23 protein-coding genes and 3 tRNA genes are annotated in these 25,041 nt (G+C 45.4%); 20 read left to right on the forward strand and 6 right to left on the reverse strand.

All coding sequences use genetic code 11. The annotated features are described in order from the left end of the window. Positions 1-100 precede the first annotated feature (100 nt). The 6 genes from ABY436_RS09940 (at position 101) to ABY436_RS09965 (ending at position 5,585) form a co-directional block, all read left to right on the forward strand. Positions 101-177 (forward strand) — tRNA-Arg (locus tag ABY436_RS09940). Between the two features lie 44 nt (positions 178-221). Further along, positions 222-298 (forward strand) — tRNA-Arg (locus ABY436_RS09945). A gap of 168 nt (positions 299-466) precedes the next feature. Then, positions 467-1,924 (forward strand): tRNA uracil 4-sulfurtransferase ThiI, encoded by a 1,458-nt coding sequence (thiI, locus tag ABY436_RS09950; RefSeq protein ID WP_372738819.1) that lies wholly within the window; start codon positions 467-469, stop codon positions 1,922-1,924. A 258-nt stretch (positions 1,925-2,182) separates the two neighbouring features. Next, the gene (locus ABY436_RS09955) at positions 2,183-2,422 is read left to right on the forward strand and encodes an OadG family protein (RefSeq protein ID WP_372738820.1); all 240 of its coding nucleotides are present in this window, start codon (positions 2,183-2,185) and stop codon (positions 2,420-2,422) included. Between the two features lie 57 nt (positions 2,423-2,479). Continuing rightward, positions 2,480-4,270: a sodium-extruding oxaloacetate decarboxylase subunit alpha gene (gene oadA / locus ABY436_RS09960; RefSeq protein WP_372738821.1), complete on the forward strand. Its 1,791-nt coding sequence runs from the start codon at positions 2,480-2,482 to the stop codon at positions 4,268-4,270. A gap of 13 nt (positions 4,271-4,283) precedes the next feature. Beyond that, on the forward strand, positions 4,284-5,585 hold the full coding sequence (locus ABY436_RS09965) for a sodium ion-translocating decarboxylase subunit beta (protein WP_372738822.1): 1,302 nt from the start codon (positions 4,284-4,286) through the stop codon (positions 5,583-5,585). 82 nt (positions 5,586-5,667) lie between these two features. Here the strand turns inward: ABY436_RS09965 and ABY436_RS09970 are convergent, their stop codons facing one another. After that, entirely contained in the window at positions 5,668-6,591 is a 924-nt protein-coding gene (locus ABY436_RS09970) for a histone deacetylase family protein (protein WP_372738823.1), read from the reverse strand. Between the two features lie 292 nt (positions 6,592-6,883). Here ABY436_RS09970 and ABY436_RS09975 point away from each other — a divergent pair, with 292 nt between their 5' ends. Beyond that, a complete protein-coding gene (locus ABY436_RS09975) occupies positions 6,884-8,491 on the forward strand; it encodes a response regulator (protein WP_372738824.1) in 1,608 nt (535 codons plus the stop codon). 85 nt (positions 8,492-8,576) lie between these two features. Here the strand turns inward: ABY436_RS09975 and ABY436_RS09980 are convergent. From ABY436_RS09980 to flgA, 4 genes are all read right to left on the reverse strand, one after another. Then, positions 8,577-8,653: transfer RNA gene (locus ABY436_RS09980), tRNA-Arg, on the reverse strand. A gap of 213 nt (positions 8,654-8,866) precedes the next feature. After that, a complete protein-coding gene (locus ABY436_RS09985) occupies positions 8,867-9,361 on the reverse strand; it encodes a flagella synthesis protein FlgN (protein ID WP_372738825.1) in 495 nt (164 codons plus the stop codon). A gap of 5 nt (positions 9,362-9,366) precedes the next feature. Then, the gene (flgM, locus tag ABY436_RS09990; protein WP_372738826.1) at positions 9,367-9,678 is read right to left on the reverse strand and encodes a flagellar biosynthesis anti-sigma factor FlgM; all 312 of its coding nucleotides are present in this window, start codon (positions 9,676-9,678) and stop codon (positions 9,367-9,369) included. 128 nt (positions 9,679-9,806) lie between these two features. Beyond that, the gene (gene flgA / locus ABY436_RS09995) at positions 9,807-10,511 is read right to left on the reverse strand and encodes a flagellar basal body P-ring formation chaperone FlgA (protein WP_372738827.1); all 705 of its coding nucleotides are present in this window, start codon (positions 10,509-10,511) and stop codon (positions 9,807-9,809) included. A gap of 73 nt (positions 10,512-10,584) precedes the next feature. Here flgA and ABY436_RS10000 point away from each other — a divergent pair, with 73 nt between their 5' ends. The 13 genes from ABY436_RS10000 to flgL all read left to right on the forward strand — a co-directional run bounded on the left by ABY436_RS10000 (position 10,585) and on the right by flgL (position 24,254). Then, positions 10,585-11,526: a chemotaxis protein CheV gene (locus ABY436_RS10000; protein ID WP_372738840.1), complete on the forward strand. Its 942-nt coding sequence runs from the start codon at positions 10,585-10,587 to the stop codon at positions 11,524-11,526. A gap of 15 nt (positions 11,527-11,541) precedes the next feature. Beyond that, positions 11,542-12,390, forward strand: coding sequence for a protein-glutamate O-methyltransferase CheR (locus tag ABY436_RS10005; protein WP_372738828.1), 849 nt, complete (start codon positions 11,542-11,544; stop codon positions 12,388-12,390). Between the two features lie 170 nt (positions 12,391-12,560). Continuing rightward, a complete protein-coding gene (gene flgB / locus ABY436_RS10010) occupies positions 12,561-12,980 on the forward strand; it encodes a flagellar basal body rod protein FlgB (RefSeq protein WP_372738829.1) in 420 nt (139 codons plus the stop codon). A 2-nt stretch (positions 12,981-12,982) separates the two neighbouring features. Continuing rightward, positions 12,983-13,417, forward strand: a complete 435-nt coding sequence (flgC, locus tag ABY436_RS10015) for a flagellar basal body rod protein FlgC (RefSeq protein ID WP_372738830.1) — start codon at positions 12,983-12,985, stop codon at positions 13,415-13,417. 37 nt (positions 13,418-13,454) lie between these two features. Further along, positions 13,455-14,135 (forward strand): flagellar hook assembly protein FlgD, encoded by a 681-nt coding sequence (locus tag ABY436_RS10020; protein WP_372738831.1) that lies wholly within the window; start codon positions 13,455-13,457, stop codon positions 14,133-14,135. Between the two features lie 15 nt (positions 14,136-14,150). After that, on the forward strand, positions 14,151-16,229 hold the full coding sequence (locus ABY436_RS10025; protein ID WP_372738832.1) for a flagellar hook-basal body complex protein: 2,079 nt from the start codon (positions 14,151-14,153) through the stop codon (positions 16,227-16,229). A 118-nt stretch (positions 16,230-16,347) separates the two neighbouring features. Continuing rightward, a complete protein-coding gene (flgF, locus tag ABY436_RS10030; RefSeq protein WP_372738833.1) occupies positions 16,348-17,091 on the forward strand; it encodes a flagellar basal-body rod protein FlgF in 744 nt (247 codons plus the stop codon). A 19-nt stretch (positions 17,092-17,110) separates the two neighbouring features. After that, on the forward strand, positions 17,111-17,896 hold the full coding sequence (flgG, locus tag ABY436_RS10035) for a flagellar basal-body rod protein FlgG (protein WP_372738834.1): 786 nt from the start codon (positions 17,111-17,113) through the stop codon (positions 17,894-17,896). 63 nt (positions 17,897-17,959) lie between these two features. Continuing rightward, positions 17,960-18,658 carry a flagellar basal body L-ring protein FlgH gene (gene flgH / locus ABY436_RS10040; protein ID WP_372738835.1) on the forward strand — a complete coding sequence of 233 codons (699 nt, stop codon included), beginning with the start codon at positions 17,960-17,962 and terminating at the stop codon, positions 18,656-18,658. A 52-nt stretch (positions 18,659-18,710) separates the two neighbouring features. After that, positions 18,711-19,805 carry a flagellar basal body P-ring protein FlgI gene (locus tag ABY436_RS10045; protein ID WP_372738841.1) on the forward strand — a complete coding sequence of 365 codons (1,095 nt, stop codon included), beginning with the start codon at positions 18,711-18,713 and terminating at the stop codon, positions 19,803-19,805. Positions 19,806-19,807: 2 nt separating this feature from the next. Then, a complete protein-coding gene (gene flgJ / locus ABY436_RS10050; protein WP_372738836.1) occupies positions 19,808-20,863 on the forward strand; it encodes a flagellar assembly peptidoglycan hydrolase FlgJ in 1,056 nt (351 codons plus the stop codon). 72 nt (positions 20,864-20,935) lie between these two features. Next, positions 20,936-22,969, forward strand: coding sequence for a flagellar hook-associated protein FlgK (flgK, locus tag ABY436_RS10055; protein ID WP_372738837.1), 2,034 nt, complete (start codon positions 20,936-20,938; stop codon positions 22,967-22,969). 16 nt (positions 22,970-22,985) lie between these two features. Further along, positions 22,986-24,254: a flagellar hook-associated protein FlgL gene (flgL, locus tag ABY436_RS10060; RefSeq protein ID WP_372738838.1), complete on the forward strand. Its 1,269-nt coding sequence runs from the start codon at positions 22,986-22,988 to the stop codon at positions 24,252-24,254. Between the two features lie 83 nt (positions 24,255-24,337). Here the strand turns inward: flgL and ABY436_RS10065 are convergent, their stop codons facing one another. Next, positions 24,338-24,646 (reverse strand): flagellar protein FliT, encoded by a 309-nt coding sequence (locus ABY436_RS10065; RefSeq protein WP_372738839.1) that lies wholly within the window; start codon positions 24,644-24,646, stop codon positions 24,338-24,340. Between the last annotated feature and the right edge of the window lie 395 nt (positions 24,647-25,041).

Genomic DNA, 25,041 nt, shown 5'->3' on the forward strand with positions numbered 1-25,041 from the left:
ACCAGTCAATGATGTGAATCGATTTAAAGATGATTAGATTTTTAAATCGATACTGTAAGAAGTTGTAAAAGTTGTAAAGATTTACTGTTTTAGTGTAAGCGCGCCCGTAGCTCAGCTGGATAGAGTACTTGGCTACGAACCAGGCGGTCGCACGTTCGAATCGTGCCGGGCGCACCACTAAATAAAAAGTAAATTGTCAGGTTGTACCATAAAGTGTAAGCGCGCCCGTAGCTCAGCTGGATAGAGTACTTGGCTACGAACCAGGCGGTCGCACGTTCGAATCGTGCCGGGCGCACCACTTTCCCTTCAGACCTATAACTACGTGCAGTTCCTCATTCAGGCTTCTCTATTGAGTTCGCCAGATAAGTTCTCCAGTTAAGTCGCTCAATTAGTGCTCAATTAAGTTAATCAATTAAGTCACTCAATCAGTACTCAATTAAAATCCTCAATTAAAAAGTATTTTGCTATGAAATTCATCGTCAAACTGTTTCCGGAAATTACCATCAAGAGTCGTCCGGTGCGGCGTCGTTTTATCCAAAGATTGCAAAACAACTTACAGATACAGCTGAAGCGTATTTCAGACAATATTACCGTGAGTGGTTTTTGGGATAAGATCGAAGTCGTGTTGCCGCAAGAGTCTTTGGCATCATATGAAGCAGTTTGTAGTGCTATGCAGCGCACCCCTGGTGTGCAGTTTTTTATTCAGGTAGCTGAATATCCGCTGGGTGATTTTCAGGACGTTTTTGAAAAAACATTACCTCTCTATGTTGATCGTATCAAGGGTAAGACTTTCAAGGTGCGGGTAAAGCGCCATGGCAAGCATGACTTTACCTCTGTTGATCTGGAAAGGTTTGTAGGCGGCGGTTTGTTGCAGCACTCTGAATCGGCAGGTGTCAATGTTCATACGCCAGATGTCTATGTTGATATGGAGATTCGTGAAGCTAGCCTTTATGTTGTTGAGAAGCAGCTTCAAGGGCTGGGTGGCTATCCTCTGGGATCTCAAGAGGCGGTGTTGTCTCTGATTTCGGGTGGGTTTGACTCTGTGGTTGCTTCATATATGACCATGAGGCGCGGTTCAAAAACGCACTTTTTGTTCTTCAATCTTGGCGGAAAAGCGCATGAAATAGGTGTTAAGCAGGTTGCTTTACACCTTTGGCAGCAATATGGATCGTCAGCCAGAGTGCGATTTATTTCCGTACCTTTTGATGAGGTGGTGGGTGATATATTACAAAATGTTCATCATTCACATATGGGCGTTGTGCTGAAAAGGCAAATGATGCGTGCCGCAGAGCAGGTGGCGGATTTCATGAAGATTGACGCTATTGTTACGGGTGAAAGTATTGCTCAGGTGTCCAGTCAAACGATTCCTAATCTGACTGTGATAGACCAGGCAACAAAAAAACTGGTCATTCGGCCGCTGATTACCATGGATAAACAAGAGATTGTTGATAAAACAAAAATGCTGGGTTGTTTTGATATTGTTAAAATGATTCCGGAGTATTGCGGTGTTATTTCAGATAGGCCGACAACACAGGCAAAACTCAAAAAGGTCATCGAAGAAGAAGCGTGCCTGAATATGGATATTCTTAATCAGGCGGTTTTGAATTCGCAAAAAATGCAGATTGATGAAATTATTGAAAATCTGGATATTCAAGACGATATTGAAGCGCTGAGCAGAGTCTCTGAGAATCAAGTGATTGTTGATGTGCGTGCACCCAATGAGCAGGAGCGTAAGCCGTTAAACATGCCTGGATGTGAGATTATTCTGGTTCCTTTTTATGAACTTGAGGCAGCGGCTGTCACGTGGGCAGAAGATAAAGAGTATCTGTTGTATTGTGACAAAGGTGTAATGAGTCGCTTGCATGCACAAAATTTGCAGGAAAAAGGCTTTAATCACGTAAAAATATTTCGTCCGTTGGTCTAATCGACACGCATGCTTTCTTTCTGCTTTGCATTATCTTATTGATTCTATTGCCTAATAATATTGTCGACAATCTAAAGATGTATCGACGAAAGTTAATCTAAAACAGTGAGGTAAAGTTGCTACAGCTTGCCTTTTAAGGTTTAATTGCCTCTGTTATAAATTTTTTTTATGTCGTAGTTTATTCCGTTTTAAGAAGAGACTCGTCGGTATTAGGGGTTTATACATACTTTTCTTACTCAATATTAGGAGCAGCCACAGATGGATAATCTGTTATCAGAAGGCCTTACACTGATGGTCTTTGGTATGGGCTTTGTGTTTACGTTCCTGACGTTGTTGGTTGTAGTAACAACTTACATGTCAAAGCTGGTTGTGAAATTTGAGCCGGCAGCACAGCCAAAAGTCACCTCTTCTAGACCAACTCCCGCTGTTGCTGTGCAACAAGGAAGTGATGAGCTAGTTGCAGTAATTTCGGCTGCTGTACATAAATATCGTTCATAAGAAGCGATACACAACTATAAAATTCGTGCACATTTATCGACAGAAGGCCTTTTACCCATGTCCGATGCTAAGAAACCGCTAGGTATTACTGACGTAGTTCTGCGTGATGCTCATCAGTCGCTCTTCGCTACGCGTATGCGTATCGACGATATGTTACCCATTGCAGAGAAACTAGACAAAATTGGATACTGGTCCCTGGAAAGCTGGGGCGGTGCAACTTTTGACTCTTGTATTCGTTTTATCGGAGAAGATCCATGGGATCGTATTCGTGAATTAAAAGCGGCTATGCCAAATACCCGCCAACAGATGCTGTTACGTGGTCAAAACCTGTTAGGTTATCGCCATTATGCGGATGACGTTGTAAATAAGTTTGTAGAGCGCGCTGCTATTAATGGTGTGGATGTTTTCCGTATCTTTGATGCAATGAATGATCCTCGCAATCTTGAAACTGCGATTAAAGCAGTGAAAGCAACAGGCAAGCATGCCCAGGGAACCATCTCATTTACTACCAGCCCGGTGCACACCACAGATATGTGGGTTGAGTATGCTAAAACCTTAGAAGATATGGGTGCGGATTCAATCGCTATCAAGGATATGTCGGGAATTCTGACGCCTTATGCGGCTTTCGATCTGGTGTCCCGTCTTAAAGCACAGACACATCTTGAAGTTCAGCTACATGCGCACGCAACATCGGGTCTGTCTGATATGACGATCCTGAAAGCAGTAGAAGCGGGTATCGACCGTGTTGATACGGCTATCTCTTCAATGTCGATGACATACGGACATAGTGCTACTGAGTCTGTAGTAGCTGCCCTGGCAGGTACGGACCGCGATACAGGGCTTAATCTTGAAGCGCTTGAAGACATCGCTGCATACTTTCGTGAAGTGCGTAAAAAATATGCTAAATTCGAAGGCTCTCTTCGTGGAACAGACTCACGCATCCTGATTGCTCAGGTGCCGGGCGGCATGTTGACTAATATGGAAGGCCAGCTTAAAGAGCAAGGTGCTTCAGACAAGTTTGACGAAGTGCTGGCTGAAATCCCTCGTATTCGTAAAGACCTGGGTTACATCCCACTGGTAACTCCTACGTCCCAGATCGTTGGTACGCAAGCGGTTATTAATGTCCTGATGGGCGAACGTTATAAAAGCATTTCAAAAGAAGTTCAGGGCATCCTCAAAGGAGAATATGGCGCTGCGCCGGCTCCTTACGACGCAGAACTGCAAGCACGCGTATTGAATGGTGCAGAACCACTGACATGCCGTCCTGCGGATATGCTGACTCCTGAAGTTGAAAAGTTGACATCGGAACTTCGTGCACTAGCTTCAGAAAAAGGCTTAACTCTGGCTAAAGCAGATAATGAAATTGATGATGTCTTAACGTACGCGTTATTCCCTCAGATTGGTTTGAAATTTCTGGAAAATCGCGGCAACCCTGACGCGTTTGAACCTGCCCCTACATTAGAGGATGCTAAAGCTATGGCTGCGCCTAAAAATACCGGACCTCAAGTTTATACTATTACTGTGAATGGCCAGAACTACGTTGTTCAGGTTGCTGAAGGTGGAGATGTTTCCTCAATCACTCCGGCATCTGCTCCGGCTGCCGCTCCTGTTGCTGCCGCTGCTGCGCCTACTTCTGGCGAAGAAGTACCTGCACCATTGGCAGGTAACATCTGGAAAGTTCAGGTGTCTCCGGGCCAGGCTCTGCAGGAAGGTGATGTGATTGTGATCCTCGAAGCCATGAAAATGGAAACAGAGGTTCGCGCAGCGAGAGCAGGTACTGTTGTTTCTGTTGACGTGAAAGACGGCGATGCAGTCCAGGTGGGTGATACGCTGATTACTCTGGCGTAAGGGGTCTACCAAAATGGATAAGCTTCTAGACTTATGGCTCGCTTCAGGAATATACAATATTTCTGGTGGGCAGCTAGTCATGATCATCGTTGGTCTGATACTGCTGTACCTGGCGATCCGTAAAAACTTCGAACCGCTATTGCTTGTTCCGATAGGCTTTGGTGGTATTCTGGCGAACATTCCTGAAGCAGGGCTGGCGTTTTCTGCCGTTGAAAACGCTGTGCATTTTGCGAGCCCGGAATTATTAGCGAATATAGCTTCTGTACTCGGCATTTCCGGTATCGATCCGCATGATATTTTGCATGCTTACCATACCTCTAATACAAGTACTCATGCTGCTGCAACCTTGCTGGCAAATGATAACAACTTCAATAATGGCATGCTGTATAACTTTTATACAGTTGCGATAGCGTCAGGTGCCGCGCCTTTGATTATCTTCATGGGTGTTGGGGCAATGACAGACTTTGGTCCACTACTGGCTAATCCTAAAACATTGTTTTTAGGTGCCGCAGCTCAGTTTGGTATCTTTGCCACTGTTTTAGGCGCGGTTGGTCTGACCAGTCTGGGACTGATGGACTTCAGTATCCAGGATGCTGCTGCTATAGGCATCATCGGTGGTGCTGATGGCCCCACGGCTATCTATGTGGCGAGTTTGCTGGCACCGCAGTTGTTGGGTGCTATCGCAGTTGCTGCATACTCTTACATGGCGTTGGTTCCATTGATTCAGCCGCCGATCATGCGCGTATTGACGACTGAAGCTGAGCGTAAAATTAAGATGGTGCAGCTGCGCCATATCTCTAAGCTAGAGAAAATTTTATTCCCATTGTCGTTGCTCATTCTGGTCGCTATGTTGCTGCCGGATGCTGCGCCTCTGTTGGGTATGTTCTGCTTCGGTAACCTGATGCGTGAGTGTGGCGTGGTTGATCGTCTGAGTGATACTGCTCAGAACGCATTAATCAATATCGTTACTATATTCCTTGGGCTTTCTGTGGGTTCTAAACTATCAGCAGATAAGTTCCTTGATATAGAGACATTAGGTATTCTGGTACTCGGTATTATTGCCTTTGGTATTGGTACCGCGATGGGTGTATTGATGGCTAAGTTTATGAATAAACTGGCGGGGGGGAACTCAATCAATCCATTGATCGGATCTGCGGGTGTATCGGCAGTGCCTATGGCGGCTCGTGTATCGAATAAACTGGGTCTTGAGGCGAACTCTCAAAACTTTTTGTTGATGCATGCCATGGGGCCAAACGTTGCGGGTGTTATCGGCTCTGCGGTTGCTGCCGGTGTGATGATCAAGTTTGTTGGCTAATCCAGCTCAACCAGATCTAAAGTAAAGAAAAAGGCTGCTCATTGAGCAGCCTTTTTTATATCTGTCCGGATGTCATTGTGAGCTAATAACCTGCAAGTGTTTCCACATGAGCTTCCACACTGAAAGCGAGCGCTACCGGGTTGTAGCCTCCCTCTAGTACAGATACCAGGCGGCCTTGTGAGTAGACTCGGGCCACATCCATAAGCAGCTTGGTAACCCAGCGGTAATCATCCTCATTAAGATTAATATCTGCCATAGGATCTTCGTGATGCGCATCAAAGCCTGCTGAAATAAAAATCATATCAGGTTTATGATTTTGTAATGCTGGCAGCCATTGTTTTTCCACTATGTTTCTGAAAAAAGCGCTATCACTGTGCGCAGGCATCGGGCAATTTACAATATTGGGCCGTTTAATATCACAATATCTTTCCGGGTAATAAGGATGTTGGAAGGTAGAGCAAACTAATACTTCAGGTTTGTCCTTAAAAATATCAACGGTGCCGTTACAGTGATGTACGTCAAAATCTACTACAGCAACGCGGTTTACCTGTGGGTGTTGTAAAGCCTGCATTGCGCCGATAGCAACGTTGTTGAAGAAACAAAAACCCATCGGCGTATTGTGTTCCGCATGATGTCCCGGAGGTCTTACTGCGCAAAACGCATTGTCGGTTTTTCCCGCAAGGACACGATTAGTCGCGAGGATAGTGGAACCTGCAGCCAGGCTGGCGGCATGCAGTGAATGAGGGCATAAAGCTGTATCTTCATCGGCGTAAACGATGCCTTCATTCGGCAGCTTCATTTCCAGGCGCTTCTGATGTAAAGCGGCATGCGCCAGTGCCACTTGCTCAGGGGTCACATGGATAGACTGCATAGTCTCTAATTGCTGAATTAATCCCGTTCTTTCAAGCACTTTACGAATAGCGAGCAGTCTGATTGGGCTTTCCGGATGTTCCGGACCCATATTATGCAGAGCACAATCGTCATGGGTTATAAAAGTAGTCGTCATATTCCCTTCAACTCTGATTCTTTTTTACCAGTGTACTGGAAAATGCAAGTGTGGACTGCTTATCCGAAGGTCTAGAAATACTTAAAAGCGTCATTTTTTGATTTAAATCATGTATGCCAGGTGTATCTACAGATAAGATGTTAACCACAGCATAGAACTGTATTAAGCACCGCGTGTTCACCCTCGTTGGTGTTTTTTTTTGTCTGTTAGCCTGTCTTCTTCCCCCAGCCGTCATTGGCTTTTATACTAGTGTGAATATAATCGTTGTTGTTGCAAAAGGATCACCGGTTTCGTGCACCTGCCGAAAATAGATTACTCCACTAAGCGTGTCCTGTTGATTGAAAGCAGCGGTAACATGCGCTCGACTATTGTTTATATGTTGAGGCAGCTTGGTATATCTAATATTCAGGCTATCACCATTAATAGCCAGGTGTTAGAACTTATCAAGGAAGGTTCTTTCGATATTATTTTGCTTGGGCATAACAGTAGTGATCATCTCACCGGAATGCAGCTGCTGGAGGAGTCGCGTTATTTGGGTTACATCAAACCTGGTGCGTGCTGGATATTCATGACTAGCGATGCCTCTCAGGAAGTGATTTTGCATGCTATTGATAGCCAGCCTGATGCATTATTAACTAAGCCGTTCACAATGGAAGAGCTCAAGTATCGGCTGGATTTTTTGATGTTCCGTAAAGACGCGTTACGCGATGTTGATGCTGCCGTATCACGTGGGCAGCTTGATCTGGCGGTTAAACTATGTGATCAGGTAGAGTTATCCGGCAGTGACTATGATTATGTGCAGCTTGTTAAAGGCCGGCTATTGCTTCAAATGAACCGCTTTAAAGAGGCGGAGCAATTCTTCAGGCAACATTTAAACCAACAAAATGAAAAAGAAAGCGGGTTATGTCTGGCTGAAGCCTATGTAGGCCAGGACAGATATGCAGATGCAAAAAAACTGCTGATAAAACTTAATAAAAAATTCCCGTTATTTTTACCCATATATGATTTGTTAGCCAAGGTCCTGGAATATGAAGGTGATCTTTTGCCTGTACAAGATACCTTAAGCAGCGCTACCCGAAAATCACCCCTGAGTTTATTGAGGCAGATGGAGTTGGGGCGAGTGGCTGTCTATACAAAAACACTTCAGCTGGCGGAAACGGCCTATCGCAAGTCAATTTCTTTAGGGCGTAATAGTTGCTATCGATCCCCGGAGCCTTTTCTTCGTTTGGCCAATATTAAGCGTCTGGAAATGGCTGAGCTTCCTGAGCGTGAACAGCAGGGGCTGCGTAATCAATTTGATGAGTTGCTTAATACGGCGAGCTATCAATATCCTAAGGATCGATCGCTGAAGGTAAAAACGGCTCTGTTGAGAAGTCAGATGAGTAAAGACCTCGGTGATCTGGATGAGGCGAACCGGCATTTGGGGGAGGCCACCAAGTTTGCTGATCAGCTGCCTCATCCTGTTGATCTTAAGCGAGAGTTGCTGGACATCACAGGTGACCGTTTGCCTATTTTGGATAAACAGCCCGAATTGCCACCAGAGAAAACTAAGACAGCTACTCACGATCCGGAAATGAGTAACAGAGTGAATAGACTCGGCGTTAAGCATTATCTGGCGGATAAAATCCCGCAGGCAATTCGTTATTTTGGTTTAGCGATTGAAAATGATCCGAAAAACTCACGCGCTTTATTGAATCTTGCGCAGCTGTTTTTAGAGTCGGCAAAGCAAGAGACCTTGCGACGTGAAGAGCGTTTGAAAATGGTTAGCCGATATTTGCGTTTGGCCGAGCGGATGAAATTAACTGCTGAAGAAATGCAGAAGCTGGCTATATTGAAAGAGTGCAGTAGCCTCTCTCTGGATAACCTGCCGGATGGAAGTTTAGGCGCATTGCTGAAATAGGCGGTGGAGCATTTTAACCGTGATGAAAGCCGTAGCGATAAAAGCTGCTGAGTGATTGCCTTTGGGGAGTGTTGGGAAGTGGTTATGGTGTCCCAGGCAGGATTCGAACCTGCGACCTGCCCCTTAGGAGGGGGCTGCTCTATCCAGCTGAGCTACTGAGACAAATAAGATAAACAATTTTAGCTAATAAATGTTTGATCAAAGAGTAATATTTAAGACTCGGTATATTAAGGGTTTTTTATTAAGCTGAAAAGTAATCATCAGTTTTTCTGGGTTTTATTTGGCAATAGACACAAGAATAGCGAGGAATATATATTTTACCGGGACGCTTGTATCGATAGCGGAGAGTATCCGTCTGACGTGGTATTTATAGGATCAGGCTTTGCCAATATGAGATTGACCGGTGTAATTCCCTTTTGCCCCTTTCGCTGTGTACAAAGAATTGCTCGGTTTTTGTCCGCGCAGGACTGATAGTAACTTATCAAGGTTGTGGCTGTTGCGCATCAATATCTGCTCATTTCGCTGATTAGCATCCATCGTGGCTTTGAGTATTGTCTCAAGATCACTCCAGTGGCTTTTGAACTGTATGATCAGTGCTTTATTCTGGGTTTGTGCAATCAGAGAATCCAGGCCATCCTTAGAAACAGGCAGGTTTGTTTTGATCAGATGTTCCGCTCTGGAGCGATTGTTTTGATCAAACTGGCTGAGAACGTCTTGTTTTTCCAGGTTGATACTCTGGATTAAATCAATCTCTCGCGACTTCAATGCCTCTAGTTCTTGATCCAGCAGTGCTTTCAAGCGGCCTAAAATGCTAATGCCCTCGTAGGCGAGGGCATCAATGGCAGAGAGTGTAGAAGAGAGATCAGTCATACGATTTACTCCAGCATGGCATCTAAATCAATCATCTTCTGCGCAACACGTTCAGCATCGACTTTGTAGCTACCACTATCAATTGCTGCTTTCAGGCTGGCAACACGTTCGCTGTTAATATCAGGCGTGTTGGCAATTTTTGCATCAGCCGCTTGCATCACCTTGACGGTGTCGCTGAGCTCGACGGTATCTTTAGAAACAGGTTTGGCAGCTGCGTTACTAACCGATGCCGCGCCTTCGTCATTACGCTGGGTGCTAATCTTTTCACGAGCACTCAACGCTTGCTGCGAAAAGGAACTGTTAAGATTAATAGCCATTTTTCTACCCTCAAAATCTATGTATACGTTAATTAGCGGCTCTGAATTGCAAAACTTTAGGGGTAAAGTGAAAATAATTTTCAAATAATTAATGCTGGCTTAATTATAAACAGACACTCATCTAATAGCTACCGCGAGACAGAAACGACGCCTCTGCGCTTTATATAGGCGCGGATCACTTTCTGTGATTTGTTATTAATAACACGGATCTGCTCACCATATCTTCCACTTTCCAGTGCCGTGCCTTGTGTTCTGACGGAAAGAGTGCCGCTAGTGGCTTCAATGATAACAGTGTCATTGCGTTTAATTAGCTCCGGAATCACTAATAAATTGGAGGTGAGTATCGTGCCCGTGGCTATGTTACGGCGGGCTATTAAGGTCAGGAGTTGTTCTGGTTTTGTAAAATAACTTTGGTTTAATGTACTAATATTTTGTTGTGTAAAGTGGAGGTCTCTGGCTCTGATGGATACGCCTTTGAGGATGGGGCGCTTAGCAGTAGCAATCATCGAGAGTATATCGACCCGGGCAGTTACGTAAAAACTCCATGTATCAGGAGCCGTGCAGCTGGCCCTGATTGATAAACGCCCTCCAGAAGGCAGATCAGAAGGCAGTGGAATAGAAAAGTCATAACATTTTTTGTTATTTACCTGATCATTAATGGGGTTTACGACTATATTAATATGAGATTCAGGATGCATTGCTTTGAAATGCTTATAGATCTGTGCTTCCAGGGTGGTTTGTAAAGAGTCAGCTATGCTGTGTGTGGGTAATAATAAAGAACTTAATATAATAATGAGCGTGCCGATAACGGGCATTATTCGAAAATAACTCACGGTGGCTCCTGAATTCGTACAGGATGGTTGTCGTGGTGCCACTGTTACAGTGGCATTAGATTTGGTAAAGATCATGTCAGGTATTTTAGATACTGTAAACCTGCGTACTCAAATGGTAGGGCAGAACCGTTTAGAGCTTTTATTATTCTCGCTTGAAACCGATCAGGTATACGGCATTAATGTATTTAAAGTACGTGAAGTGCTGCAATGTCCTGAATTGACGGAAGTTCCCCGGCAGACAACTTCGGTTAAAGGTTTGGCACATATTCGCGGTGAAACGATACCCGTTCTGGACCTTTCTGAAGCGGTAGGGCGTATGCCTATCCCTAAGGAAGATCACCGGCAGTGCTTTTTAATTGTTGCAGAATATAATACGCGTACGCTGGCCTTTCTGGTGAGAAAAGTTGACCGGATTCTGAATACACAGTGGGATCAGATTATGGCGCCACCGGCAGAAATTGGCGTTGAAAATTATCTGACCGCGGTGTTTGAGTTTGAAGATAAATTGATTGAAATTCTCGACGTGGAGCAAATACTGGCAGACATATATCCTATGCATACAAAAGTCAGTGAAGCGCTGGCCACGCCGGAAATGAAGGTTAAAGCGAAAGCACATCATGTTTTATGCGTTGATGATTCGAGTGTAGCACGCAAGCAAATGCAGCGAAGCCTTGAAGATCTGGGGGTTAAAGTAACAACATGTAATAACGGAAAAGTTGCCTGGGACATGCTTAATAACCTGGCAGAGAAAGGCAATGATGTTACCGAGCTATTTTTAATGATGATATCAGATATTGAAATGCCGGAAATGGATGGATATACCCTCGCAGCGATGATTCGTGAAGATCCGCGAATGCATACAATGCATATTGTGCTGCACTCTTCATTGAGTGGAGGCTTTAACGTCTCCATGGTGAAAAAGGTTGGTGCAGATGGCTTTTTAGCTAAGTTCAATGCTGATGATTTGGCGAGTGTGGTTATTGAACGGATAAAAAAAGTTGAGCAACGGTCATAGAATGGAATCATAGTGATGACTGAGCGTGTAGGCGCCTTCAAAATAACGCCGAATGAGTTCGTTGTGTTTAGTCAGTTTTTGGAAAAAAACTGCGGGATACTGCTGGCAGCGCATAAGCAGTACCTTGTGCAGAGTCGACTTGGGAAAATCATGCATGAGAACTCGCTGGATAATCTGATTTCCCTTGTACAGCAGCTTGAAACACCCGCAGGTCATCAGCTCAAAGATAAAGTTATCGATGCGATGACTACCAATGAAACGCTTTGGTTTCGTGATATACACCCCTACGATATTCTTAAAAATAAGCTTTTGCCTGAAATAAGGAAAAAGAAAAGCCGTCAAAAAATACGCCTATGGTCGGCTGCCTGCTCTACCGGACAAGAGCCCTACTCAATGAGCATGATTATTGATGAATATAAACGTGCGAATCCTGGCTTCTCTTTGTTGGGAGAGGAGATTATCGCGACAGATATATCGTCAAGTGTATTGCAGCAAGCCCGCTCAGGTGAATATGAGATGTTGGCGTTGGGGCGAGGCCTGGAAAAGGAGCGGTTGCAGAAGTACTTTACAGCGAATAACAATGGTTCCTGGACTATTAACCCTGATATAAAATCCAGAATTCGTTTCCAGAGTATTAATCTGTTAGGTCAGTATTCCGGGTTGGGGCAATTCGATATTATTTTCTGTCGAAATGTGATGATCTATTTTTCTTCAGAAGTGAAAAGAGAAATTTTACGTAAAATGCATAAACAGCTCACCCCTGGCGGCTACCTGCTGCTGGGTGCATCTGAGTCTCTGGCGGGATTAGCTGATTGTTACAAAATGATTCATTGCCGCCCGGGCATTATTTACCAGGCAATCTAGCCTTAGAGCTGAATCAAAAAGCGGCAAAATAAAGCGGCAATCGAGTGCCGCTTTTCTATTTTTTACCCTGGCAAAAAACTTCTTATTCCTCGCGATCTCTTGTTGTACGGCGTTTTAGTGTGTTTGGCATAGACATTGCTTTAATCTATTCACACAGTATGAGGTGATGTATGGCGATCAGTTTTGACAAAGCATTAGGAATACACGATGACGCAGTTGCCCTGCGCTCTAAACGTGCAGAAGTTATTGCGAATAACATTGCTAATGCTGATACGCCAAATTTCCAGGCTCGTGATATTGATTTTAAAAGTGTGTTGCAGGGTGTACAGGGTTTAAAAGGGACTCAGCAAAATCAGGCGTCACTGAAAATGGTGAATACGCATGCTGCACATAACGATAGCGTTATCCATCCTGATTTTGCGGCAGAGTTGATGTTTCGTACGCCGATGCAGCCAGCTGTTGACGGTAATACGGTGGATGTTCAGGAAGAGATGGCTCGTTACACAGAAAACGCTTTAGGTTATCAGGCTTCATTTGATTTTCTGAACCGTAAATTTAAAGGTCTAACCAGCGCGATTAAGGGTGAATAAGTATGTCATTGGCAAATATATTTCATATAGCGGGTTCAGCAATGAGTGCTCAGACCATCAGGTTGAACACGACCGCCAGTAATATGGCCAATGCCGATAGCGTTAGTTCCAGTGTGGATCAAACCTATCGCGCGCGTAAACCGGTGTTTGCGCTACAAGAGCCATCTCTGGAGCAGGTAACCAATATAGACGCCGGCCTGTTACCCGGGCAGGGTGTTCAGGTCAAAGGTATCGTAGAAAGTCAGGCGCCATTGCGTACCGAATATAATCCCAGCCACCCGTTAGCCGATGAAAAAGGTTATGTGCATTACCCAAACGTGAATGTGGTTGAAGAGATGGCGGACATGATTTCAGCATCGCGCTCTTTTCAGATCAATGCAGAAATTATGAATACAGCAAAACAGATGGTGCAGCGTGCTCTTACGCTGGGCCAGTAATTAACTAAATTTTAATATAAAGAGTTGAGGTCACGATATGGCTGATATCAACAGTATAAGTAATGCAACATCGGTTTATGAGTCGATAAACAGTGCTAATCAATCGAGTTCTGGTAGCACAACGCAGTCTCAGGAAGACAGCGAGATGTTTATGAAGTTGATGATTGCACAGCTGAAAAATCAGGATCCTACCAGTCCGGCGGATACTGCTGATTTTATGCAACAGATTTCTAACATGAGTTCAGTGGAAAGTATTAATAACCTCAACACGACCATGACAGAAATGAGCAGTGCCTTATTAACCAGTCAGGCGGCTTTACAGGCATCCTCTATGGTGGGTCAGACAGCGTTTGTTAAAACAGATACTGCAGTACTCAATACTGAAGGTGAAATTGAGGGTGTATTGAGCTTGCCGGATAGCGCCTCAGATGTGCGCGTCTCTATCTATGATGCGTCGGGTGGTGTAGTGGATAGTTGGTCAATGGGGTCTAAAACCTCAGGTGATCATACCTTTAGCTGGCAGGTAGGCGATCGTGAAAAGCAAAGTGAGTATCGCGTTGTAGTTGAGGCAACAGATACCGATGGCATATATACAACGGCGGAAAGCTACATCGGTCATCGGGTAGACAGTGTCACTTTGGGACAAAACGGTATTGGTATGAAAGTGAATACCGGTGCAGGTTCCGTCAGTATTAATGATATCAAGCAAATAGGTTAATGAGAGGATATAGTCATGGCGGGTTTTAATATCGCGGTTACAGGATTAAAAGCATCATCAACCATGCTTGATGTGGCAGGTAACAACATTGCAAACTCAAGTACGGTTGGTTTTAAATCATCGCGAGCTGAGTTTGGGGATATCTATACAGCGTCTGTAGTGGGGGCGGGGAGTAGTAATACACCTGGCTCTGGTGTGACGGTTACCGATATTGCGCAGGACTTTAGCTCAGGTACTTTAGAGTTCACTAATAATAATCTGGATTTATCAATTAATGGTTCAGGCTTCTTCCAGTTAGATGACCAGCAGGGTGGAATTACTTATACGCGTGCCGGAGCCTTTGAGTTAGACAAAGAAGGCTATGTTGTCTCTAAAGACGGAAAACGACTGCAAGGTTACGGGTTAGATGATAAAGAAAACCGATTGCCGATAGGTGATTTAGCGGTAACGCAGAAGGAATACCCACCTAAAGCAACCAGTGATATGGATTTGGCACTCAATATTGATGCACGTGAGGACGCCACAACACTCTTGCCTAACTATGATAAAGATAAGGCGGGTTCTTATACTTACAGTACAACTGTGCGCACCTACGATAGTTTGGGTAATGAGCATACGATTAAATATAACTTCGTTGAGCAGCGTCCTGAGAATGAGTATAACCAATATGTGGCCAGCATAGGGACAACCCCTGCTATTTCCGGCTTCACTTTACCATTCGCTTTGCCTGCCAGTGGAGATGCTGATGAAGTGAATGGCTTTGTGAACGATTCGACTTCTATCGATAATGGTGACACAGAGCTGTGGAGGCTTAGTGGAGACGGCTTGGCGGATTTGCAGAGTAAGGATCCGCGTATTTTAGCCGTTGAATATTATCTGCCGGCAGGGGCTACAACAGGAGATGGTGAATTAAGAGTCATTACTAAATCCGATTCCATTGAGTATGGCGATGTCGCGGTGGTTAATAGTGCGACTTCTGATGTTTATGCGTCATCCGAAAACGATAGCACAGGATTTGTGTCGAGTAATCATCAGGAATTTTTCGAGTTTAACGCTGCAAATTTCACCCAGAATATTTCGCATACTGTAAAAATAGAAGGGGTTGAAATTAGTATCTCTACCGGTGATGGTGCAGCGACTGAGCCGGTTCCGGTCTCAACAATAGCCGCGGCCATTGCTGCCCGTGAGTCCGACATTATTGAGTCTAATCCACTCATTCAGTCTGTGACCTATGATGCGGACCAAGGCATCAATGGTTCAATTAAGATCGTATACAAGCCAGATGTTAGCGCATCAGAAGTAACCGGGAGTCCTGTTAATGTATCAGAGGCAGTGGCAACGGGAACTGCTGGGTTGTTTGGGGCTGCTAGTGCCGTAGATGTGACTGTTACCAGTGATTTGGTGATTGAAGGAGATAATAGTTACGACGGTGTATACAGAGTTTATGCTTATCTGAATGGCGATACTGCCCTTGATCTGGGTCGAAAAACGAATCCTGATCCGAGTTCGACAGATATAGCAACAGCGCCCGGGCCTATACTATTAAAATATAATCCTACCAATGGTTTGCTGTCTTCGGTGAATGGTGAAGCTATCGTTACAGGCGCAGCAGTTCCGGAGTTAACGATTAAGGGCGCTGATCCTGCAAACCCTAATAATGTAATTACGTTGAACCTGGAAGGCTCAACCCAGTTTGCATCTGATTCCATCATTAAAGCATCTGATCAGGATGGTTACGCTAAAGGGGATCTCATCGGTGTTTCATTTGCCGGAACGGGTGAAATGATTGCGGCATTTAGTAATGGTGAAGAGCTTAAAATAGGTGTGGTTTCTATCGCATCGTTCGAAAACCAGGCAGGTTTGCAGCCAAGTGGTGATACCGAGTGGTCTGCTACTCTCGCGTCGGGCGGGGCTTTATTGAATCCGCCGGGAACAGGCTTGAATGGTTTGTTAAATTCCGCTTCATTAGAGCAATCTAACGTCGATCTGTCTGCTGAGTTGGTTAAGCTGATTGAAGCGCAGCGTAATTTCCAGGCAAACTCCAAAACACTGGAAACGCTGAACACAGTAACGCAGTCGATTTTGCAGATCTGATCTGTACTCTATTGTGTTTATTTAAAGGGTCGCTTATGCGGCTCTTTTTTTTGGCACACGCTTTGCATTTGTCTGGATAGAGAAAATAAAAAAACAATGACACAGACCGGAAGATGTTATGGATAAAGTTATTTTTGTTGCAATGAGCGGGGCGCGTGAAAATATGCTTGCGCAGCAAACGCATGCCAACAATCTGGCCAACGTGAGCACTACCGGCTTTAAAACAGATTTGGCTCAAGCCCGCGCCATGCAGGTGTTTGGCGAGGGTTTGCCCAGTCGTGTTTATGCGATGACAGAGCGTCCGGCAACCGATACCACGACCGGCACCTTTATCCAGACGGGCAGGTCATTAGATGTGGCTGTCGATGGCGGTGGTTGGTTGGCGGTGATTGGCCCCGACGGCAATGAAGCTTATACCCGTAGCGGCGAACTGCAGCTCAATGCCGCTAATCAGTTAGTAACAGGCAGTGGATTGCCGGTGATGGGTAACGGCGGCATTCCTATTGCCGTACCGGAAGCGGAACAAATTGAAATCGGCTCCGATGGAACGATCACTATCCGTCCATCTGGTGAGTCGGCAGCCGAGCTTGCCGTGGTTGATCGGATAAAAATGGTTAATCTTGATCAGCAGTCTATTTACAAAGGGCTTGATGGTTTAATGCATGTGGATGCGAATGCTGTGCAGCCTGCAGACCTGAATCTTAAGATGCGCTCTGGCTATCTTGAGTCGAGTAATGTTAATGCTGTCAATGAGTTAACCAGTATTATCAGCTTGTCACGCCAGTTTGAAATGAACATAAAAATGATGAAGACCGCGGAAGAGAACTCATCCGCCGCGACTCAAATCCTTTCTTTAAGCTAAGCAGCGTTAGGAGATAGCCATGCACGGTGCACTATTTGTCGCTAAAACAGGTTTGTCCGCTCAGGATACACAGCTCAAAGTTATCTCCAACAACCTGGCAAACGTCAGTACCGTTGGTTTTAAAAAAGACCGGGCCGTTTTTGAAGATCTGCTCTATCAGGTTCAGCGTCAACCGGGTGCGGATTCTGCACAAGGTACGCAACTGCCCTCAGGCTTACAGCTGGGTAATGGGGTGCGGGTTGTCGGTACGCAAAAGCTTTTTCAAGCGGGTGAGATGCAGGTTACTGATGAGGCGTTTGATATAGCGATTAATGGCCGGGGATTTTTTCAGGTCAGTATGCCTAATGGTGAAATCGGCTATACGCGTAACGGACAATTCCACCTTAACAGCGATAATGAACTGGTTACAGTCGAGGGTTACTTAATCGAGCCTGCTGTGACACTGCCTGACGAGGTTCAGACTTTTACGGTGGGGGTTGATGGCACAGTAACCGCCGTTGTTGCTGACAGTGCTACGCCTGTAGATATCACTCAGTTGGAAATAGCCACCTTTATCAATCCGGCAGGCCTGCAAGCAATAGGTCAGAACCTGTTTATCGAAACGGCTGCCAGTGGTGTACCGGAGGTTGCCGTGCCGGGCGAAGCGGGCACAGGTATCTTGCGCCAGGGGATGTTGGAAGCGTCGAATGTAAATTCGGTGGAAGAGCTGGTGAATATGATTACTACCCAGCGTGCTTACGAGATTAACTCCAAAGTTATCTCTACCGCTGATGAAATGCTCTCTTATGTATCGCAGCAGCTTTAAACCGTAGATTTAATCAGAGGACTTTATGAAGGTGGCAATGAGCACTCTTGTGACAGGAACATTATGACGGGACTTATGAAAAGCATCATGAAAAAAGTTGTGTTGTTAATAAGTGTATCTATCCTGCTGGTTGGCTGTGTCAACAAGCCAGTCAAACCTGATCGCCCTTATTATGCACCGGTAGCACCACAGCAGTTGCAACAACCTAAACCCATTGATGGTTCCATTTTTAATGCCGCTACTAATCTGGATATTTACAGTGATGGCCGGGCGCATCGCGTTGGAGACATCATTACTATTGTTCTTAGTGAAAAAACCCAATCATCTAAATCGGCGTCAACAACTGCAGACAAAACAAGCGCGTTATCGATACCCCAGCCAACGATTTTGGGTAATGCCCTGTCAGTGTTTGGTGCGCCCTTGAGTGCAAACATCGACTCTTCAAATAACACCTTTGATGGTGAAGGCTCGTCGGATATGAGCAATAGCCTCAGTGGTGACATTACCGTGACGGTTCATGAAATACTGCCGAATGGCGTGTTGTCTGTCAGGGGCGAAAAATGGATGCAGTTAAATCAGGGCGATGAATACATTCAGATCAGCGGGTTGGTTCGCCCCCAGGACATTGCTGCTGATAACACGATTCCTTCCACCAAGTTGGCAGATGCCAGAATTGGCTACAGTGGTACCGGCGGTGTGCATGACACCAATGTGATGGGATGGTTAACTCGCTTCTTTATAAGCCCATTGTGGCCGTTCTAGAATATTATTGAACGATTGCGTTTAAATAAAAAAGGTATAAGTGATGAATCACATGATCAATAAGCTTGTTACATTGCTACTCATGACATTGTTGTTTTCATCCGGTGCAATGGCTGAGCGTATAAAAGATATCACCTCAGTAGCAGGCGTACGTAATAACCAACTGGTGGGTTATGGCCTGGTGGTCGGCTTGGATGGTACCGGCGATAAGGCTAACTTTACATCGCAGACGTTCAGAAATATGTTGAACAATTTTGGCGTCGCTATCCCTTCAACCATAGACCCTACATCAAAAAATATAGCCGCCGTCGCTATACATGCAGAGTTACCGCCTTTTTCCAAGCCAGGTCAAACCATCGACCTGACGGTATCCTCTATTGGTGATTCAAAAAGTCTGCGCGGTGGTAGTTTGCTGATGGCGCCGCTGAAAGGCGCGGATGGTCAAATCTATGCAATGGCGCAGGGTAACCTGGTGGTTTCCGGTTTTGGTGTCGAAGGTAAGGATGGCTCGCGGTTATCCTTAAATGTTCCCAGTGTTGGGCGAATTCCTAATGGTGCGACAGTTGAGCGTACTGTGCCCAATGCCTTTGCGCAGGGAGATAGCCTGATTCTTAATCTCAATCACCCTGACTTTACGACCTCGCGACGGGTTTCCGAAGAGATCAACAGTTTGTTAGGCATGAATACGGCGGCGGCGCTTGATGCAACATCAATTCGTGTCAGAGCGCCAAGAGATGCATCGCAACGCGTTTCATTTATTTCTGTACTGGAAAATCTGGAAATCACACCGGCTAAAGAGGTGGCTAAAGTCATCATTAACTCGCGCACCGGTACGATTGTCATAGGGCAGGACGTACGTGTATCGCCGGTAGCTATTACTCACGGTGGGTTAACCGTTGCCATCACAGAAAACCTGGATGTAACTCAGCCGAATGCCTTAGCGGGCGGTGATACAGTGATTGCGCCGCGTACCGGAATAGAGGTGGATGCGGGCTCAGGGCATATGTTTGAGTTTTCGCCGGGTACATCATTACAAGAGATTATCGAAGCGGTAAACCAGGTCGGTGCTGCTCCGGGTGATTTAATGGCCATTCTTGAAGCGCTTAAGCAAGCGGGTGCGCTTAAAGCCGAACTGATAGTGATCTGATCATGGCGATTAATACGGATCCAAAGCACAATCCTGATTTTTATGCCGATATGGGAAGTCTGCAAAAGCTCAAGCAGCAGGCAAAAACCGATACGCCTGAAGCGCTCAAGCAGGTTGCACAACAATTTGAGCAGATGTTTTTGAGCATGGTCATGAAGAGTATGCGAGAGGCGAATGCATCCTTCAGTGAAGATAATGTGTTCAGCGGCGGCAACGTAGGTTTTTATCAGGGCATGCTGGATAACCAGATGACGCAGGAAATGTCACAAAGTAACGGCATCGGCCTGGCAGACGTGCTGGCTCGGCAGTTGAGCCATCAGTTGAATGTGCGTATGGGTGATGATGACGATGATAAAAACATGCGATCGGTCTCGGAATCTGAGCGATTACTTAACCGCGCATTTGATCAGGGTGCGGGTGTTACAGTGTCGTCGATACAAGGGCTGAACAGCACTAAAACCGAAGCGCCTCCGTCTATTACGCCTATTAGTGAAACCGTTGAGCAGCTTTTAACGGAAAAAGCATCGACATTACGAACAACAACCCCGGCAGCCAATTTGCCGGATAAGTTTGATTCGCCTGAAGCCTTCGTCAGCGCCTTGCTTCCTTTGGCTGAAGAGATATCGGCTGAACTGGGAGTAGACCCCAAAGTGCTGTTAGCGCAGGCCGCGTTAGAGACTGGCTGGGGTAAGCATATTATTCGTGATGCAGAAGGCAATAGCAGCAATAATTTATTCAATATCAAAGCAGATAAGCGTTGGGATGGTGAGCGGGCACAGGTGAATACACTGGAGTATCGTGATGGGGTGGCCCAACAGGAAAAAGCCCTGTTTCGTTCATACGACTCCTATGAGCAGAGTTTCAGCGACTATGCGGATTTTTTGAAAAATAGCACGCGCTACCAACAGGCATTAGAACAAGCCGCCGACCCGCGTGAATACCTGCAGCAGTTACAAGCCGCCGGATATGCCACAGATCCTGCCTATGCAGACAAGATCACCACCATTTTTGAAAACCGTATTCTGGCAATGGGACTAAACACACCTAAAGAAGGTTGATGTTTAGCCGCTATAGAGAAGATATGTATAAGGTTTTGGTGCTAATGCAGCGCCACTCTCCGGAGATAGATCATGTCCAGTTTCAATTTGTTAAATTTAGGTAATCAGGCGCTGAGGTCAAACCAGTCGGCGCTAGCGACCGTTGGTCAGAACATAGCCAATGTCAATACGGATGGATATAGTCGTCAGATTGCTAATTTTTCTACATTGCCGGATCAATCCGGTGTACAGGTTGATTCTGTTGAGCGTATTACCAATCAGTTTCTGACTCAGCAGTTGTGGTCTGATCTGTCTTCTTATAACCAAACATCAACCTATGCCGATATGTCGGGCGAGTTAGATAACCTGCTCGCCACCAACACAAGCAGTGTCTCTAATGCGCTGGATGAGTACTTTTCTGCATTACAAAATGTGGTGGATGATCCGGTTTCTATACCCAATAGGGAGTTGTTTGTTGCAGAGTCGGATGCCTTGGTGCAGCGTTTCAATGATTTGGATGCGCATATCAATCGTCAAGACAGTAACATTAACGGTATTCTGGATGATGTCGCCAGCCAGATTAATTCATTGGCGGGCAGCATCGCCGAGTTAAATGATAACATCCAGACGGCAACATCATCCGGTAATCCTGCCAACGAGCTTAAAGATCAGCGGGAAGAGCTCACCAATCAGTTATCAGAGCTGGTGGGTGTCAGAGTCATCGAGCAAGGCGATCAGTTCAGTGTCTTTATCGGTAACGGTCAGCCTCTGGTGGTGGGGACTTCTGCCAGCCAGATGCAGTCGCTGCAAGGTGATCCGGATAGTTCGCAGAATGATCTGGCGCTTGTTATTTCAGGTCAGAAGATTACGGTTACGGATGAGCTTAGTGGTGGCAGTATCGGTGGGTTGTTGCAATATCGGAACGAAGCGCTGAATAGTGCCCGTGATGAATTGGGGCGCATGGCGATTGGTTTTGCAGAGAGCATGAATACTCTGCATAGTGCGGGTATGGATCTGAACAATGAGCTGGGCGGCAATCTGTTTAATGATGTCAACAGCACTGCACTGCAATCTAGCCGTATCTCCTCAAAATCAGATAACCAGTCAACGCTTCTTAAAGGCTCCAGTGGTGTAGAAATAAAAGATATTTCTCTGCTCAAGGCGTCTGATTACGAACTAACGTTTGATAACGATAATAGTATTACGCTCACGCGTAACAGTGATGGTCAGCAGACCCGAATCAATCAATTGTCAAAGGTCCAGCCAGAAGCACCGGCTACCAGTTTTACGAGTATTTCTGATGCCGTTGCTGCCGTTGATGAAGAAAACGAATATTACTTCGACTCAGCTAGCAAAACGCTCTCCTTTCAGGTCGATGGTATGAAAGTGACGTTAAATGCCAGCTCAGAGTTAGTCAAAGGCGATACGTTTTTGATACAGCCGGTAAGAACCGGCGCTGAAGATTTAACATCAAAAATTCAGGATGGGAAAAAATTAGCACTGGCATCGCCCGTACGTATAACAGCCGACACCGATAATCAGGGCTCGGGGGTTGCTTCGGTGACGGTGACCAAACCAAATGCTTTGATGACAAGCGATGCAACAGAGCTGAATCCTCCCGTTGATATCGTGTTTAATAATACTGATCCGCTGGCTTACACTGTCTACGATATGAGTGAGCCATCTAATCCTCAGCTTTTATCAAGTGCGAATTATGAAGCGGGTAAAGCTATTGAATTGAATGGTTATGAGGTCGTTATTGATAGCCTGCCAACCGCAGGTGACCGTTTTAGCTTTACTTTTAATGAGGATGGCGTATCCGATAACCGCAATGCGCTGGCGCTCTCAAGCCTGCAACAGCAAGATCTTTTTGAGGGTGGTTCTTATCAGGATCTTTACGGAAGTCTCATCGAACGTGTCGGCACGAGTACGTCTGCTTCCCGAATTACCATGGCGGCAAATAAAGCCGTATTGGATTCTACTGTTACGGCAAAGTCGAGTGTCTCGGGTGTTAACCTGGATGAAGAAGCGGCTAAATTAGTGCAGTTTCAGCAAGCATATCAGGCTTCTGCTCAGTTAATAAAAACGTCACAAACATTATTTGATACCTTGCTTAACAGCATTTAATGAAGGAGGCTGAGTAATGAGAATTTCAACCCAGCAACAGTATTTTAAATCGATAGATCAAATGCAGAATTCACAGTCAAAACTGGCTGAACTGCAAGACCAGATCTCGACAGGTAAAAAGCTGCAGACTCCTTCAGATGATCCGGTCGCCGCGGCTCAGGTAGTTAAGTTAGAAAGCGAATTGGCACAGTACTCAAAATTTGACGACAACATCAATGTCACTGAACGCCGTTTGGAGTTGGAAGAAACCATTCTTGGTGATGTCAATATCGCCATTGACAGAATGCGTGAGTTAACACTTAACGCTGCCAATGGAACCTTAGGTGATCAAGACAGGAAAACCATCGCGAATGAGCTTACCCAGTTAACCAGTTACGTCGCTGGCTTAATGAACACCCAGGATTCACAAGGCGAGTATCTTTTTTCCGGCAGCCGGGGCGCGACTAAGCCCTATGAACTGGAAAATGGACGCTACGCATACCAGGGCGACGATGGTCAGCGCCAGATACAGGTAGGTTCTGAGCTGTTTATGCCATCTAACGATTCAGGTGCGTACCTGTTTGAGTCAGTGGATGATCGCTTGAACGTCACCATGACAGGCCAGGAGGTCTTTGATTACGAAAGCGGTGTGACAACGACAAAGCCTTTTGTCAGTAATGTTTCTTTTACGTCGAGCGAAGATGAAGCAAGCTTCATAGAGGCCGTCAAAGGATTGGGTGACCTTACGATAGCAGTAACAGAAGACGCTCCTGTTCCGTCCGGGTTATACAGTTATCAAATGAGTGATAGCGGCGGAAACGAAATAGTATCGTTAACTTCTTTTACACCAGGCGATTCGATCGATTTTAACGGAATGACATTTGAGCTGAATGCACCCGCGAGTGCTACAGACAATACATTGACGTTTAACGTCTCTGCTGAAAAAAAGAATGTTCTGGATGTCGCCTTGGATTTGGCTGAAGAACTGCTTAAACCAGTAGCAACACAGGCAGAGCGTGATGCATTAGGCGAGTTAGTAGCGACCAGTCTGGATCAGTTTAAACAAGCATCAGAGCGTAATAATGAAGCGGTGACTACGATAGGATCGCGCTTAAGCTCCCTCGGGTTTATCAGTAGCTCTAATCTTGATTTTAAGTTGTTTACAGAGTCGGCAATATCCAGTTTGGTTGATACGGATTTAGCCTCGGCGATCAGTGAATTTACGTTAGAAGAAGCCACCTTATCGGCAACCCAGGCTGTTTTCGGGCGGGTATCGGCACTGTCCTTATTTAATTATATTAACTAGATTAACTATTTAGATTTACCTTAACCAGACGGGTACTATTGGTAACGGCTCTGTTCCCGCAGCACTCTTTGCGCACTCAAGGCTTATCGGGTCGACTGATAAGCCTTTGTCATTTTCTTTCCCTTGTTGGTTTGTTTTCTGTTCTCAGTTAAAGCCCGCATCTGCTCAATCACTTTTGGCATGATGGCCGCGTCTGTTTTTTGTATTTCAATAATCAGTGCTTCGATCTCCAGGGATGATTTCTCATCCTGCGGTACAGGTAATTGCTCAATTTTTTTTATTAAATTCTCGCGGGTAATTTGTAGTTTTGCCACTGTATCCCACGCGCCGGCATCTGCAGAAAGTTGTATTTCTTTTGTTAAATCAAGTAGTTGTTGTGTCATCTTTAGCATAAAAAATTCCATTGTCAACATGAATTAAGTGCTTATAGAGCGTTTAAGTAGCGCTGCAAAATTTCTCTAAATCCATTCCTAAAGCAGCGCATAAAAGCGCCGATAGATAAGCCAGCCGATGAAGAACGCTGCCACAGAAGAAAGTAAAAATAAAGACTAAAGCAACCAAACCATTGGTCGATAAGTTAAATATACCCGGTGGCAATGCCATTTTTAAAGTAGCGGAACACCGGTAACGAACACAAAACAACCAGATAAATCTGGTTGATAGGAGAAAGCCTCATGTCTATGGTAATTAACTCAAACATTATGTCACTTAACGCACAGCGTAACCTGACATTGTCTCAGAACGACCAGAACACTTCTATGGAACGTCTGACAAGCGGTTTGCGTAT

Source organism: Neptunomonas sp., assembly GCF_041601355.1.
Taxonomy (GTDB): domain Bacteria; phylum Pseudomonadota; class Gammaproteobacteria; order Pseudomonadales; family Balneatricaceae; genus Neptunomonas.

Bases quoted from the DNA above. Each gene is read 5' to 3' on its own strand.
- ABY436_RS10065 (WP_372738839.1), bottom strand. From the start codon at position 24,646: ATGCTAAAGATGACACAACAACTACTTGATTTAACAAAAGAAATACAA.
- flgB (WP_372738829.1), top strand. From the start codon at position 12,561: ATGGCGATCAGTTTTGACAAAGCATTAGGAATACACGATGACGCAGTT.
- ABY436_RS09985 (WP_372738825.1), bottom strand. From the start codon at position 9,361: ATGACTGATCTCTCTTCTACACTCTCTGCCATTGATGCCCTCGCCTAC.
- ABY436_RS09955 (WP_372738820.1), top strand. From the start codon at position 2,183: ATGGATAATCTGTTATCAGAAGGCCTTACACTGATGGTCTTTGGTATG.
- ABY436_RS10045 (WP_372738841.1), top strand. From the start codon at position 18,711: ATGATCAATAAGCTTGTTACATTGCTACTCATGACATTGTTGTTTTCA.
- oadA (WP_372738821.1), top strand. From the start codon at position 2,480: ATGTCCGATGCTAAGAAACCGCTAGGTATTACTGACGTAGTTCTGCGT.
- ABY436_RS09970 (WP_372738823.1), bottom strand. From the start codon at position 6,591: ATGACGACTACTTTTATAACCCATGACGATTGTGCTCTGCATAATATG.
- flgC (WP_372738830.1), top strand. From the start codon at position 12,983: ATGTCATTGGCAAATATATTTCATATAGCGGGTTCAGCAATGAGTGCT.
- flgK (WP_372738837.1), top strand. From the start codon at position 20,936: ATGTCCAGTTTCAATTTGTTAAATTTAGGTAATCAGGCGCTGAGGTCA.
- thiI (WP_372738819.1), top strand. From the start codon at position 467: ATGAAATTCATCGTCAAACTGTTTCCGGAAATTACCATCAAGAGTCGT.
- flgM (WP_372738826.1), bottom strand. From the start codon at position 9,678: ATGGCTATTAATCTTAACAGTTCCTTTTCGCAGCAAGCGTTGAGTGCT.
- ABY436_RS10020 (WP_372738831.1), top strand. From the start codon at position 13,455: ATGGCTGATATCAACAGTATAAGTAATGCAACATCGGTTTATGAGTCG.
- flgF (WP_372738833.1), top strand. From the start codon at position 16,348: ATGGATAAAGTTATTTTTGTTGCAATGAGCGGGGCGCGTGAAAATATG.
- ABY436_RS10000 (WP_372738840.1), top strand. From the start codon at position 10,585: ATGTCAGGTATTTTAGATACTGTAAACCTGCGTACTCAAATGGTAGGG.
- flgH (WP_372738835.1), top strand. From the start codon at position 17,960: ATGACGGGACTTATGAAAAGCATCATGAAAAAAGTTGTGTTGTTAATA.
- flgL (WP_372738838.1), top strand. From the start codon at position 22,986: ATGAGAATTTCAACCCAGCAACAGTATTTTAAATCGATAGATCAAATG.
- flgG (WP_372738834.1), top strand. From the start codon at position 17,111: ATGCACGGTGCACTATTTGTCGCTAAAACAGGTTTGTCCGCTCAGGAT.
- ABY436_RS10005 (WP_372738828.1), top strand. From the start codon at position 11,542: ATGACTGAGCGTGTAGGCGCCTTCAAAATAACGCCGAATGAGTTCGTT.
- ABY436_RS09965 (WP_372738822.1), top strand. From the start codon at position 4,284: ATGGATAAGCTTCTAGACTTATGGCTCGCTTCAGGAATATACAATATT.
- flgJ (WP_372738836.1), top strand. From the start codon at position 19,808: ATGGCGATTAATACGGATCCAAAGCACAATCCTGATTTTTATGCCGAT.
- ABY436_RS10025 (WP_372738832.1), top strand. From the start codon at position 14,151: ATGGCGGGTTTTAATATCGCGGTTACAGGATTAAAAGCATCATCAACC.